The sequence below is a fragment of the Heliophilum fasciatum genome (genome assembly GCF_004341395.1).
In the GTDB taxonomy this organism is placed as follows: domain Bacteria; phylum Bacillota; class Desulfitobacteriia; order Heliobacteriales; family Heliobacteriaceae; genus Heliophilum; species Heliophilum fasciatum.
The window spans coordinates 35,425-49,023 of the sequence record NZ_SLXT01000004.1; the positions used below are offsets into that span (position 1 = coordinate 35,425).

Annotated in this window: 13 protein-coding genes; all 13 read left to right on the forward strand. The window is 51.5% G+C overall.

Going from position 1 to position 13,599, the window contains the following annotated elements:
- Positions 1-62: 62 nt before the first annotated feature.
- The 13 genes from EDD73_RS02700 (at position 63) to EDD73_RS02760 (ending at position 13,599) form a co-directional block, all read left to right on the forward strand.
- Positions 63-1,022, forward strand: coding sequence for a pentapeptide repeat-containing protein (locus tag EDD73_RS02700; RefSeq protein ID WP_131918159.1), 960 nt, complete (start codon positions 63-65; stop codon positions 1,020-1,022).
- 84 nt (positions 1,023-1,106) lie between these two features.
- Positions 1,107-1,544 carry a hypothetical protein gene (locus tag EDD73_RS02705; RefSeq protein WP_131918160.1) on the forward strand — a complete coding sequence of 146 codons (438 nt, stop codon included), beginning with the start codon at positions 1,107-1,109 and terminating at the stop codon, positions 1,542-1,544.
- A 112-nt stretch (positions 1,545-1,656) separates the two neighbouring features.
- Complete coding sequence (locus EDD73_RS02710; RefSeq protein ID WP_131918161.1) at positions 1,657-3,816, forward strand: hypothetical protein; 2,160 nt, start codon at positions 1,657-1,659, stop codon at positions 3,814-3,816.
- On the forward strand, positions 3,813-4,973 hold the full coding sequence (locus EDD73_RS02715) for a zinc ribbon domain-containing protein (RefSeq protein ID WP_131918162.1): 1,161 nt from the start codon (positions 3,813-3,815) through the stop codon (positions 4,971-4,973). Before EDD73_RS02710 ends, EDD73_RS02715 begins: the two co-directional genes overlap by 4 nt.
- Positions 4,974-5,073: 100 nt before the next feature.
- Positions 5,074-6,180, forward strand: coding sequence for a DUF362 domain-containing protein (locus tag EDD73_RS02720; RefSeq protein WP_131918163.1), 1,107 nt, complete (start codon positions 5,074-5,076; stop codon positions 6,178-6,180).
- Between the two features lie 97 nt (positions 6,181-6,277).
- Positions 6,278-7,036: a 4,5-DOPA-extradiol-dioxygenase gene (gene ygiD / locus EDD73_RS02725; protein ID WP_131918314.1), complete on the forward strand. Its 759-nt coding sequence runs from the start codon at positions 6,278-6,280 to the stop codon at positions 7,034-7,036.
- Positions 7,037-7,225: 189 nt separating this feature from the next.
- On the forward strand, positions 7,226-7,822 hold the full coding sequence (locus EDD73_RS02730; RefSeq protein WP_131918315.1) for a flavodoxin family protein: 597 nt from the start codon (positions 7,226-7,228) through the stop codon (positions 7,820-7,822).
- Positions 7,823-7,899: 77 nt separating this feature from the next.
- A complete protein-coding gene (lspA, locus tag EDD73_RS02735) occupies positions 7,900-8,433 on the forward strand; it encodes a signal peptidase II (RefSeq protein WP_131918164.1) in 534 nt (177 codons plus the stop codon).
- 16 nt (positions 8,434-8,449) lie between these two features.
- Positions 8,450-9,385, forward strand: coding sequence for an RluA family pseudouridine synthase (locus tag EDD73_RS02740; protein WP_131918165.1), 936 nt, complete (start codon positions 8,450-8,452; stop codon positions 9,383-9,385).
- Positions 9,386-9,670: 285 nt separating this feature from the next.
- Positions 9,671-10,216, forward strand: coding sequence for a bifunctional pyr operon transcriptional regulator/uracil phosphoribosyltransferase PyrR (gene pyrR / locus EDD73_RS02745; RefSeq protein WP_131918166.1), 546 nt, complete (start codon positions 9,671-9,673; stop codon positions 10,214-10,216).
- Between the two features lie 15 nt (positions 10,217-10,231).
- On the forward strand, positions 10,232-11,170 hold the full coding sequence (locus tag EDD73_RS02750) for an aspartate carbamoyltransferase catalytic subunit (RefSeq protein WP_131918167.1): 939 nt from the start codon (positions 10,232-10,234) through the stop codon (positions 11,168-11,170).
- The gene (locus EDD73_RS02755; protein WP_131918168.1) at positions 11,154-12,452 is read left to right on the forward strand and encodes a dihydroorotase; all 1,299 of its coding nucleotides are present in this window, start codon (positions 11,154-11,156) and stop codon (positions 12,450-12,452) included. Before EDD73_RS02750 ends, EDD73_RS02755 begins: the two co-directional genes overlap by 17 nt.
- Positions 12,453-12,513: 61 nt before the next feature.
- On the forward strand, positions 12,514-13,599 hold the full coding sequence (locus EDD73_RS02760; RefSeq protein WP_131918169.1) for a carbamoyl phosphate synthase small subunit: 1,086 nt from the start codon (positions 12,514-12,516) through the stop codon (positions 13,597-13,599).

Here is a 13,599-nt window from a genome sequence, read left to right on the forward strand (position 1 = left end):
TTTGAGCAAGGCGGGACTGTCGGATTTTTTTGGGCGAAAAAAGGAAGGCGGTGAGCGATTCCATGGCCAATGATCAGCATGTCGATATACTATTGAAAGGTGTAGATGTTTGGAATCGGTGGCGAAAAGAGAACCCGGAGATTGCCCCCGATCTCAGCGGTGCCAAGTTAAGCAACCGGGATTTTTCGAAAGCGAATTTCAATGGAACCAACTTCAGTAATACAGAATTAAGCAAAGCAACTTTCTACAAAAGTAATTTAACAGGTACCATATTCAACGGTTCCAGTATGTGTAACGCCAAAATCATTGAATCCAATTTTTGTTTCGCCAACCTTAAGCAAACCAACATGGAAAGCGTATATGTCGTCAAAAGCAGAATGATGGGTGCTCATTTTAACGGAGCAGTTTTGGTTAAATCGTTGATCGCCGAGACTACCTTCGCACGGTCCAAGTTTCACGCCACAGATCTGGAAAATGCCAATCTAACGATCGTAAACATGGAAAAGACCGATATTGATGAATCTTTTTTTTATCGCGCCAACCTTAACAAAGCATCCTTGCGCTGGTCCCGTTTGCGCAAAAACAATGTAAGTCAGGCCTATCTCATCGATACTGACTTTTCGGGCACCTATATTTACGATAGCAATTTCAGTGAGGCTAACCTCAGCAACGCAAAGTTTTATTATTCTTTCCTTTGTAAAGTGGATTTGAGTGAAACTAACCTTGGTAAAGCTGGTTTTTCGGAAGCGGCTCTTAATGTCATCAATCTTAAAGGTGCATCGCTGGAAAATTCACAGTTATCATCTGTTTTTCTAAGTGGTGTAAATTTGAGGAATGCGAACCTCCAGGCATTACGTTTGGAAAAAGCTGATCTTTATCAATTAGACTTTAACGGGGCAGACCTGCGTGGAGCCAATTTATCCGGTTCTGTTCTTAATCAAGCCAATCTGGGTAATACAAATCTGTCCGGCGTAACCATCCATGATATGGAGTTTAATAACATTAATTTTAATGCTTTTTGATCAAATAACCGCTGATGCCAGAGAAGTTCATAAGGGATGTTTGTTTCAAGCACGTAAAAAGCTCCCGGTTAAGGAGGGTCACTGTTGTTTTTAAAAAAAATTGCGACAACTTTCATCGCTACCGCCTTGCTTACGACACTTTTATCAGGTTGCGGGGACGGCAACACCAACAAGCCCGCTACGACAACCTCGCTTAGTTCAGCCCCCAAAACCTGCGGAGCCAGTGAACCGACGTTGCACAGTACGGAAGGAACCCAAACCCGTCCCGGTGCCAGCTTCATGCTAACCTTGGATTATAAGGAGCAAGTGACCAAAGAACAAATCCAAATCAAGGTCGGCGACAAACCGGCTACCATCAAAAGCTGCACGAATAATCAAGTGTCGGTGATTACACCGGACGGTTTACCCCTGGGCACCCATGCCATCACTGCTACCGTCGACGGCAAGCCATGGAAAGATTGCCAACGCTGTGAAGGGGAGATGGCCATTGAGGTCATCGGCCCTGCTCAAGAAAAATACTGATACGATCAGCCCCACAACTCCGGTTGTGGGGTGTTTTTCGTTGTTCTTGAAATATTTTGATTTACCGCCCCCACGATGGCTTTAGCCGATTTGCCCATAAGGAGAGATTGTCTTGATAACGACGAAATTAAGACATAAGATCATTGCTCAAAAGATTATCGCCATGATATCGATATTGATGGTCAGCTCATTTTTTTCTTTACCGTTGATCGCCAATGCGGTAGAACCGGTGCAACCGGAAGAGCCCGATGCCTATGTAGTATATCAACGTGGTTCATGGAAAGCAGATCATCTGCGCTTCGGTAATGATGATCAAACCCGCTTGGTTATACGTTATCAAGGGAACCGGGAAATAGAAACGGCACCAAACCGGGATGCCAACCAAGAATTCCTTCACTTTGACATCAAGGAAACGACACTGCTGCGGACGATTTGTCTGCCTTTTACCTACCCTGCCGATGATCCTCGGATTCGCAGGGTCAACTTTTATATCCATGATTCCGAGGGTAATATCTATGGCATGGGAAAGACAACGCCGGCCGATCCTGGGATTAAAGATCAACCTTTTGATCAAATTTTTAAGGATCACTTTTTTAGCGCTGAATCGGCGATCGTCCTGCCGCCAGGCACGTATTCCTTACGTACCGATGATGATGCCCAATGGGTCCGTAATCGCGAAACAGACTTCCAAGGCGCAGTTTTGATTACCGGCATCGATTATGCTGCGTGGCAGAAGTATAAGGCCAAGATGCTCCAGCAAGCCGATCTGGCGACCGGTGATCGCCCCCAACCCGCACGCACCCCCATCGACAGTCCGCTCCCGCTTTATCTTGAAGGAAGCAAATCGCTGGCGCGCTGGCGCGAGAACCCGGAAAAATATCAGGCACCGGCGGAGTCATCAGCATCGCCGCAACCAGCCACGATTTCCTTAGCCTCTTCCACTTTTATCAATGAGATTGTTTTTAATACATATAACGATGGCAAAGGGGCAGCGCCGGGGGTTATTTCGATTATCGATGTACAAGACCAATTGGCCGGTCGTTTCCAAGCCTATGGGGCCAGGTTAGGGACCGTCGTCAACGGCATGTGGATTGCCGGTCCCGGTGTGGTGCTGCCGGCCGGGGAATATCGGCTGATCGCCTCCAACATGCCCGTTGTCGCATGCAACGAAAAAGGGGTTCCTGATTTTTATATCACGATGGCCCCCTTGACACCGCAACCCACTGACTTTACCGGACGTTATAAGCTTAATCTGGATAGGCAGTTCGGCGGCGCCGTTACAGGAGAAAGCAGCGAGCCGAGCGGCAACGAGCTGAGCAGTAACGAGCCGAGCAGTAACCGGCCGAGCGACCTTAACCTACGGGATCAAGAAATGGTCATCCTTGATCGGGGTGATACGATTGAATTGGTAGGTAAGTATCAAGATACAACCTATTCACAAGTCTGTGAGGTTACGGAAAGGCAGTCCAACGGCCTCCGGGGGAATGTAAAAATTACGCTGGACCTAATGAATTTGCCCGGACAACCAAAGCTGGAGATCACCGGATACATCCTTTTGCAAAAGCTGCCGGGCCTGCCGGCGCAGATGAATTTGCAGGGGCTGGCCACGTATCGGCAAGAGTCTTCCCCAGGTTCTCAAACAACGGCGGCCAGTTTACGGCAATTCCCAGTCAAAGCTGGCGGGAGCTTGTATACGCAGGATCTGCCTGCTTATGTCCTGGAAGTTCCAGAGGTAAAAACGGTTTTTGATGATCAGCCCAAACGATGGGTTCTGATCACCGGAATGGTACTTTTTACATTTCTTCTCGGAGGGAGTGCCTATCTGCTGAAAAAGCGTATACCCCCCATTGTTCAACAACCGGTGATCGGCGTGGAACCGGTCTCCTCAATGATCAACTCCTCGATTATCAATTCCAGTGAAGTAAAGTCGAATATTGATCAATGGAGCAAGGCGCTAGCCATACAAACGCTTTTCGCGAGCGACGAAATGAGGACCCCGCAAATCCCTGTTTCCAAGGTGATTGCTAACAAAGGCCAAGATCATGTGCCTGGCGGCGTCGGCAGTACTGGCAGTGCCGGCAATACCTGGGCAAGCATAGTCGGGAAGGCTATCTTTATCGGCGCTTTGCCCGGGGGCAAAAAGCATACTTTGACACTGGTGGAAGCGTTTGATGATATGAAAAAAGCGTTACATGCAGAGATTTCTCTTGGTGCCCATGATGATTCCCTTGGTGCCCATGACGATCCGGGAAAGGGTGGTAGGTCCTGGTGAGAATAAAAAAAAGCGGAGATTTCTTGAAAACTACACCGGCATATCAAGTGGATGGCGGTGCTTTGCATTACCTCGTCCGGAATGTATATAAACTACCGTTGAACAGCTTGTCACCGTTGCATTCCTTGCCGGAAGGCAGCCAGTCCTCGACCGATACGATGGCCCTGGCCGAAGAGTCCCGGTGTAAGGCGATGGTAAACGTACTGGCCCAACCGGAGATCAAAATCGAAATCCGGCAGGGTGGACATCCAGGGCCATTGACAGTTTCATCAGTATTGATTAAAAATGACCGTGATGTAGCGCAGATCGTGGAACTACAGAAGGGCCGGAGCAGCCTGACAGCGCGTCTGTTTGAAAGCATTGATCATTATGGAGCATATTTTGCGGCCCAACATACGACACCGGTAAACAGCGCACCGGCCAATTTGCTCAAACTGACGTTGTCGTTAGAAGTGCTTGTGTTTATGTTCAACTTGATTGACTGCTACCGCCGGGCCTACTTGTATGAAATGCTGGATCATTCCACAAACTTGGTGGAAGCGATCTATGAAGATGAATTTGTATCGACACTGCAGCAAGCGCTCAAAAGCAATGATCTGCGCTGGGCGGTGCCTTCCTTGTTACGGCTCGTTCCTGGGCTCAGTAACAGTGTCTTGGAGTTTCAAAGTGAATACCTAAATATTGCTGAACATCTACAACTGTTTGCGCGCACCGTTGCCGGTGAGAGCGGGCGGCGGTTATTTTGCTTGGGTTCGACCGGTAAGTATTTGGGAATGGAATTTGCGCTCTCCTGGAAACAAGCCAGTGGTCTAGAAGTTACCTTATTAAATAACCAGGGGCAAGTGGTGAGCGTCGGTCGCTATTATCTCGCATCGACCGATGAAGCCAACCATTGGATCAGCCTGACGCAACTGCCCAGCAAAACAGAATTTACCCATCTCTCCTTGACGCAGTCAGAGACCGTCGATGAAATCAAGAACATTCTCCGCAAGCATCTGTCCATACTGGGAGAGAAGCAGAAAAAGTCTGATGCTGAAGTTATACATAAGTACTGCATAAAATGTGGCTGCAAGCTCAACGCCGGTGCTTTGTTTTGTTCACAGTGCGGGACAAAGATTAACAGGGATGGGCCATCGCCGGCGATGGATGATTTGTAACGCTCTGATGGTTTGCCTTGTGATCGTCTGCTCGCGGCAGGAAGAATTCCGGCCTATGTCGAAAGAGTAACAAGTTACGAGATAAAGGAAGGTGTTTTTCTTGGCAAGCAAAGTGTATTTTGCCAACTTTCGTGCACGTAAACCAAAGCACAATAAAATCGAAAAGATCCGCCGCCTTTTTGCCATGGCCGGCTTTGATCAGATGATTGGGCAAGATGATCTGACGGCGATAAAGCTCCATTTTGGTGAGCGCGGCAATGATACCCACATTAACCCAGTGCTGGTGCGCCCGGTTGTGGAACAGATCAAAGCAAGAGGCGGCAAGCCTTTTTTGACCGATACCAACACCTTATATTCCGGCAGTCGCCATAACTCCGTTGATCATCTGCTGACAGCGCTGGAACATGGCTTTGGCTTCGAGGTGACCGGTGCGCCCATGATCATCGCTGACGGTTTGCGCAGTGATCATGTCGTTGAAGTGCCGATCGGCCAAAAGCATTTTCAATCGGTCAAAATGGCTCGGGATATCGTGACTGCTGACAGCATGATTGTGCTTTCCCACGTCAAAGGCCATGAAATGGCCGGTTTTGGTGGAGCCATCAAGAACCTGGCCATGGGCTGTGCACCGGCGGCAGGGAAAAAAGCACAGCATGATGCGAAGTTTGTGGTTAACCCTGAACCTTGTACGGGTTGCTCCACTTGCATCAAAGTTTGCCCGGAACAAGCGATCACGCTGACGGACAAAAAAGCTGCGATTGATCCGGCTCGCTGCATCGGTTGCGGCGAATGCATGACTGTTTGTCCTGTCAAAGCGATCGGCATGGACTGGGAAACGGAATTACCGCCTTTTTTGGAGCGTATGACCGAGTATGCCTACGGAGCGATCAAAGGCAAAGAAGGCAAGGTGGGCTTCATCAACTTCTTGACCAATATTACCCCGGACTGTGATTGTTGCTCCTGGAGCGATGCACCGATCGTTCCGGATATTGGTTTTCTCGCTTCGGCTGACCCGGTGGCCATCGATAAGGCCAGCTATGATCTGGTCAACCAGCAGGCGGGGTTGCGCCATTCGCTGCTCCAGTGCAACCATGACCATGGCGAAGACAAATTTCGCGGGGTCTGGGATTATGTAGACGGTACACTGCAATTCCGTTACGGTGCCCAGATCGGTATGGGCAGCCTTGATTATGAACTGATCGAAATCTAACGGGCGATCTTCACCGGGCTTCTTAAAAACCAGGTTCCAATGCGATCGATTCCAACAAAATATTGTAGCAGGGACTGTGGCAAACTTGACAACAAAGATGCCCACATTATTTATTGGACACGGCTCCCCGATGAATGCAATTGAAGAGAATCGCTATACCTTAAATTGGATGAAAGCTGCCGTGAGGATGCCCAAGCCGGAAGCCATCCTAGCCATTTCTGCGCACTGGTATACGATTGGAACCCGTATTATGGACGAAGCTGTTCCCCGGATGATTTATGACATGTATGGCTATCCTGAAAGGGTCTACCGGGTGTCGTATCAGCCCAAAGGTGCGCCGGAGTTTGCTCATTTGACCCAAGATTTGCTCAAGCGGGACGTGAAGATCGATAACAGTTGGGGGCTTGACCACGGTACTTGGTCGGTGCTTTGTCGTATGTACCCGCAGGCCGACATTCCGGTCTACCAGCTTAGTGTGCATGGCAGCGCCAATATTGAAACACACTTTCAAATTGGCCGCGAACTCGGCCCCCTTCGTGAGAAGGGCGTGTTGATCCTCGGCAGCGGCAATGTGGTCCATAATTTTTCTAAAATCAATATTGCCATGAAAGAGCCTTATTCTTGGGCTGTTGATTTTGATAACTATATCAAAGAGAAGATCATGGCCAAGCAATATGATGATGTTCTTCATTATGAAGGAGCAGGGAAGTCGGCGGAACTGGCTTTTTTTACACCGGAACATTTTTATCCGCTGCTCTACATCTTGGGCGCGTCCCGCGACGATGATACGCTGACCGTTTTCAACAATTCTTGCACCATGGGAGCCATGTCCATGACCAGCTACTTATTCGAGTAAAGCAAATTTACGCCGCTCATGAGCCGATCTCGAAGGATAATCAAGTTCAAACCATGCTGATTCGGTGAAATACGCCGTTCAGGATGGTTTGTTTTTTTGCCGAGCGATCGTGGCAGGCAGGAGAACGATCGAGGGGAACGAACCTTCAAAGAGGTAGGCAATCAGAAATTTATCGATTGGGGTGTAAAAATGAAGTATTTGATTCTTATGGGCAGTCCCAGAAAAAACGGCAATACGCAAGCGTTGCTAACGCCGTTGATGGAGGAATTAGCGGAGTCCGGTGCTGAGGTAGATATGATCTGGCTCCATGACAAGCAGATCAATCCCTGTATCGCTTGCCGGAGTTGTCAAAAAGATTGGTCATTTTTTGGCTGTATTCATGGTGACGATATGCAAGAGATTTTTGATCAAACCTTGGCCAGTGACTGCATTATTCTCGCTACGCCCATTTATTCATGGTTTTGTACGCCCCCGATGAAAGCCTTGCTGGATCGCTGGGTCTATGGGATGAATAAGTATTATGGTGACGAAATCGGTCCTTCCCTGTGGGCAGGGAAGCGCTGCGCCATTGTGACGACCTGTGGCTACCGACCGGAAAAAGGTGCCGATCTTTTTGAGGAAGGAATTATCCGCTATTGTAAGCACTCAAAATTAACCTATGTAGGCATGCTGGCGGCGCGGCATGCCAGCTATAAGACGGAGTTTTTGACAGAGGAAAAAATACAACAAGCCCGGGATTTTGGCCGGCAATTGGTAGCGCGTTCAAAGGAAGGGGGGAAAGCGTAGCTCAGGCAGAGCAATTGCGCTAGCGTTGTAGCTGTGCTAAAATTAGGAAAGTTTTTTTCGAGGAGATGAAAGTACTGATGAAGTTGCCCCGCGTTACGGGCAGCGTTTTTGCAGGCACCGCCCTTACTGTGCTGGCGCTCGATCGCTGGAGCAAATATCTCGTCCAATCGCGCATGGCTGAACATGAGTCGATTCCGCTTTGGCCGGATGTTTTCCATCTCACCTATATATTGAATCCCGGCGCCGCTTTTGGCATCTTTGCTCACCAACGCTGGCTGTTTATCGGCATCACTGTACTTGTGCTGCTGGGCATCCTTTTGGCTGCCTGGAAGCTGACGGACGATCACGTTCTCTTGCGCCTGGGCTTGGCCTTGCAAGCCGGCGGGGCCGTGGGCAACTTCATTGACCGTGTGCAAAGCGGCTTGGTCATCGATTTTCTCGATTTCCGGATCTGGCCGATTTTCAACATTGCCGATATTGCCATCACCGTCGGTGTGGCTCTGCTGATCATCGGCATCTTGATGATGCCTGATGAAGAGCGCGACAATCGGCCCAACCAAGAGTGCGGCAACGATGACCCTAAGCGGGAAAATCAACAGGCAATTCAATAGATGGAGGCTAAGGCCCATGAATGAACCTTGGATCGTTACCGAAGCCATGGCCGGTGTGCGCATCGACCAGTGGCTGTTTCAGCAAGAACTTGTTCCCTCGCGGGCTCACGGCCAGCACTGGATCAAAGCCGGTCATGTCACCGTCAACGGGGCACCTTGCAAGGCCAATCACAAACTGCGCCTTGGTGAGCACATTCTTGTGCAGCCGCCGGAACCGGCTCCGACGGAACTGGTCCCCGAAAATATCCCCCTCGATATCGTCTATCAAGATCAAGATGTGGTCGTGATCAACAAGCCGGCCGGTCTCGTCGTTCACCCGGCCGAAGGCCATGGCAGCGGCACCCTTGTCCATGGGTTGCTTTATCACATTACCGATCTTTCCGGCATCAACGGCGAACTGCGCCCCGGCATCGTCCACCGCATTGACAAGGACACATCAGGGTTGCTGGTCGTAGCCAAAAACGACGAAGCCCATATCGCTTTGACGGAGCAAGTCAAAGCTCATGAGGTGCAGCGCGAGTATCTGGCGCTGGCTCATGGTATCGTCCAGGCCGAAACGGGCCGTATTGAAGCGCCCATCGGTCGTGATCCCAAGGACCGGCAGCGCATGGCCGTTGTCGCCGGCGGTAAACCGTCAGTGACTCATTTTCGTGTACGCCAGCGCTTTGGGGCCGAGCCCTTTACGTTGCTCCACTGCACCTTGGAGACGGGACGCACCCACCAGATTCGGGTGCATCTCGCCTACATTGGTCATCCTGTCGCCGGCGATCCCAAGTATGGTCCCCGGAAGATCGCCTTTGGCTTGCCCGGTCAAGCCTTGCATGCTTGGTGCTTACGCTTTACCCATCCCCGTGACGGGCGGGAGATGCGCTTTGAAGCGCCGCTGCCACCGCTGTTTGCGCAAACTCTGGAGCAACTTCAAGCCAAAAAAGAAGCTTCTTTAGGAACATAAACGCCGCCGCATTGACAAAGATCGACAAGCTGTTTTACAATAAACAGAGTGAGTCCCCTCCTTTAATTCGGTCCTGTGAGGCCAGCAAGGTGGGCTATACGGCGGATGTCAACCTCAATGACGGGAATACTATGCCCGTCATGATTTGGAGCGCATTTGACGAGCCTGCTTTTGTCGGTAACGACAGGGGCAGGCTCTTTTATTTTGGTTATTTACCTACAAATGGACAAAGACGTACAAGAGGACGAAGGAAAAGGGGAGCAAAAAGGAAGAAGGGGAAAAGTGATGGAACCGCGAGAAAAAACGCTGCTCATGGATGCCGAAGGTGTACGCCGGGCCGTGACCCGTATCGCCCATGAAATGGTGGAAAAAAACCAGGGTACGGCTGAGCTGGTGCTGGTTGGGATCCGGCGGCGCGGTGTGCCGCTGGCCGAGCGCTTACAGCGCAAGATCAATGAAATCGAAAATGTCGCTGTGCCGCTGGGCGCTTTGGACATTACCCTTTACCGTGATGATTTGACGACCTTGGCTGAGCAACCGGTCATTCTCAAAACGGAAGTACCCTTTTCGATTACCGGTAAAAAAGTGGTGCTCGTCGATGACGTGCTTTATACTGGCCGCACCGTCCGAGCAGCGCTGGACGCCTTGATGGATCTTGGTCGCCCGCAATCGATTCAATTGGCCGTATTGCTCGACCGGGGGCATCGGGAACTGCCGATTCGCGCTGATTATGTCGGAAAAAATGTACCAACCTCGAAAAAAGAAATGGTGTCTGTTTGTGTGCAGGAAATTGACGGACAAGACAGTGTTACCATTCAGGAACGTATGTAAAAGGGGGCGTCCACCATGGTTTGGCGACGCAAGGATCTTCTGGGACTGCGTGGACTGAGCCACCAGGAAATCGGTAAACTGCTCGATACGGCCGTGCCGATGAAAGAAATCATCCAACGGGACATCAAAAAAGTACCGACGTTACGCGGAAAATCGATGGTTTGTCTTTTCTACGAAGCTTCCACGCGTACGCGCACTTCCTTTGAATTAGCCGGCAAGTATATGAGCGCCGATACCGTCAATATTGCTGCTTCGTCTTCATCGGTCGTTAAAGGCGAGTCCTTGATTGACACAGGGCGGACGATTGATGCGATGGGTGCTGACATCATTGTCATGCGCCACAGCGCATCGGGGGCAGCGCAACTTCTCGCCGGCGAAGTCAAAGCGCGGGTGATCAATGCCGGTGACGGTGCCCATGAACACCCGACGCAGGGACTGCTCGACATGTTTACCATTCGTGAGAAAAAAGGCAAGCTTGCCGGATTAACCGTGACGATTCTCGGCGACATTCTCCATTCGCGGGTCGCCCGTTCGAACATCTGGGGCTTGACGACGATGGGCGCCCGGGTGCGGGTGTGCGGACCGTCGACGCTCTTGCCGCCGGAAATCGCTGCCCTCGGTGTGGAAGCGACGACCGATATCGAAGCGGCGCTGCGCGGCGCTGACGTGGTGAACGTGCTGCGCTTGCAGTTAGAACGGCAGCAAAAGGGGCTCTTCCCGACGATTCGTGAATATGGCCGGCTTTTTGGTCTCAATCGCGATCGCCTGCGTCTCTGCAAGCAAGATGTGCTTGTCTTACACCCCGGCCCGATGAATCGCGGTGTAGAGATCGCCGATGATGTGGCTGATGGTGATCAGGCATCCATTGAAGAACAAGTAACCAACGGTGTTGCTGTACGCATGGCGGCGCTGTACTTGATGATGGGAGGCAACAACGATGGCGTTGGTAATTAAAAACGGCCGCGTTCTTGATCCGGCCCAGCGGATCGATCATGTCCTGGACATTCGTGTCGACAAAGGTATCATTGTTGCTTGCGGGCCGAATCTTGCTGACCATGCGGAGGAAAGCGATCAAATCATCGATGCTACCGGTAAGCTCGTAATTCCCGGCTTAATCGATGTTCACTGTCACCTGCGGGAACCGGGCGGTGAGGCCAAGGAAACCTTGGCGACGGGAACACGGGCCGGGGCGCGCGGCGGTTTTACGGCCCTTTGTGCCATGCCCAATACGTCGCCTGTTTGTGACAACCAAACCGGTGTGGAGTTTTTAAAGAGCCGTGCCCAAGCGACCGGTGTGGTGCGAGTCTATCCCATCGGCGCCATCAGCAAAGGCTTGCAAGGGCAGGAACTGGCGGAAATGGGCGACATGGCCGAGTGCGGTGCCGTCGCTTTTTCTGATGACGGTAAATCGGTGTTGCGGGCCGACTTGATGCGCCAGGCCTTGAGTTATGCCACCATGTGCAAGCGGATCATCACGGCGCATTGTGAAGATAAAGATCTGGCAACGGACGGGGCCATGAACGAAGGATACTGGTCCACCCTGCTGGGGCTCCGCGGCTTGCCGGCTGTGGCCGAAGATGTTTTTGTCGCTCGTGATATTTTACTGGCCGAAAGTGTCGGTGCACCGGTGCATATTGCCCACGTTTCGACGATGGGTGCTGTGAATTTAATCCGGCAAGCGCAGGCGCGCGGTGTGGACGTAACGGGAGAAGTTTGTCCCCATCATCTTGCCTTGACCGATGCAGCCGTAGAAGGATATAACACGGCCACCAAAGTGAGCCCGCCGCTGCGTACCGAGCGGGACCGGGTGGCCTTGAAAGACGGTCTGGCTGACGGCACATTAACCATCTTGGCGACGGATCATGCGCCCCATACACCGGAAGAGAAAAAACGGGAGTATGCCTATGCCCCTTTTGGTATTTCCGGTTTAGAGACAGCTTGGCCGGTTTTTTGGCGGGAACTGATTGAATCAGGTATTTTGACGCTTCATCAACTGGTGGCCGCCTTGACGATTCACCCGGCGAAGCGCTTTGGCTTACCTGGCGGTGATTTGACGGTTGGTTCGGCAGCCGATATCACGATCATTGATACAGGACACCGGGAAAAAGTCAGTCTTGACGGATGGCAATCGAAAGGACTAAACACACCCTTCTTAGGTTGGGAACTGACCTCTTGGCCAATCACGACGATTGTTGGGGGTACGGTGGTCATGCGCGATCGGCAGATGTTGATCTAGTTCATGACCTTGAGATAAAGCAGCTTGGAACTTTTGTTGACGACGATAGGAGGGCCTGTTTTTGAAAGGATACTTAATACTTGAAGACGGCACGATCTGGGAAGGGCAAGCCTTTGGGGCTACGGAACAACGCACAGGCGAAGTAGTATTTAATACAGGGATGACCGGTTATCAAGAACTGCTGACCGATCCCTCCTACTGCGCGCAGATTGTGGTCATGACTTATCCCTTGATCGGCAATTACGGCATCAATCCGGAAGATTTTGAGGCTCGTCGTCCTTTTTTGCGGGGCTTTGTCGTCCGTGAGTGGGCCGAAGCACCGTCGAACTGGCGTTGTACGGAAACGCTCGATGCTTATCTCAAACGGGTCGGCGTCATCGGCCTGGCCGGTGTGGACACACGGGCGCTGACACGGCGCTTGCGCAACCACGGCACGATGCGTGGCATCATCAGCTGCACTGAAAACCCGAATTTTGCTGAATTGCAGCAACTGGCCCTGGAAGCGCCGACGCTTTCCGGGCAGCCGCTTATCGATGAAGTGACGACGCCGGAAAGCTACCGCCTGCCCGGTGACGGCCCGAAAGTGGCGCTGCTCGACTTTGGCGCCAAAGATAACATTGCCCGCTCGCTCAACCAACGGGGCTGCGATGTGACGGTTTTACCGGCACGTACTACGGCTGAAGCAATCCTGGCCATGAATCCGGAAGGCGTAATGCTTTCCAACGGCCCTGGCGATCCTCAGGATGTGCCTTATGCTGTGGAAACGGTGCGCCAATTGATCGGCAAACTGCCCATCTTCGGCATTTGCTTAGGCCATCAGATCTTGGGCCTCGCTGCCGGGGTAATTACGGAGAAACTGCCCTTTGGTCATCGCGGATCGAACCATCCCGTCAAAGATTTGAAAACGGGCCGTGTCTACATTACCAGCCAAAACCACGGCTATGTTGTTCGGCCGGACAGCGTTCCTGCCGGCGTTGAAATCTCTCATATCAACCTCAATGATGGTTCCGTCGAAGGGTTACAGTTCACGGAAATCCCTGCTTTTTCGGTGCAATACCATCCGGAAGCCAGCCCGGGCCCCGATGATTCTGACTACTTGTTTGACCGGTTTATGGCCATGATGGCGGAAGCGAAAGGAAGGGCGTAA

What these genes read in the sequence shown, in the direction of transcription:
- EDD73_RS02700 (WP_131918159.1), top strand. Translation starts at nt 63, where the DNA reads ATGGCCAATGATCAGCATGTCGATATACTATTGAAAGGTGTAGATGTT.
- ygiD (WP_131918314.1), top strand. Translation starts at nt 6,278, where the DNA reads ATGCCCACATTATTTATTGGACACGGCTCCCCGATGAATGCAATTGAA.
- EDD73_RS02730 (WP_131918315.1), top strand. Translation starts at nt 7,226, where the DNA reads ATGAAGTATTTGATTCTTATGGGCAGTCCCAGAAAAAACGGCAATACG.
- lspA (WP_131918164.1), top strand. Translation starts at nt 7,900, where the DNA reads ATGAAGTTGCCCCGCGTTACGGGCAGCGTTTTTGCAGGCACCGCCCTT.
- EDD73_RS02740 (WP_131918165.1), top strand. Translation starts at nt 8,450, where the DNA reads ATGAATGAACCTTGGATCGTTACCGAAGCCATGGCCGGTGTGCGCATC.
- pyrR (WP_131918166.1), top strand. Translation starts at nt 9,671, where the DNA reads ATGGAACCGCGAGAAAAAACGCTGCTCATGGATGCCGAAGGTGTACGC.
- EDD73_RS02750 (WP_131918167.1), top strand. Translation starts at nt 10,232, where the DNA reads ATGGTTTGGCGACGCAAGGATCTTCTGGGACTGCGTGGACTGAGCCAC.
- EDD73_RS02755 (WP_131918168.1), top strand. Translation starts at nt 11,154, where the DNA reads ATGGCGTTGGTAATTAAAAACGGCCGCGTTCTTGATCCGGCCCAGCGG.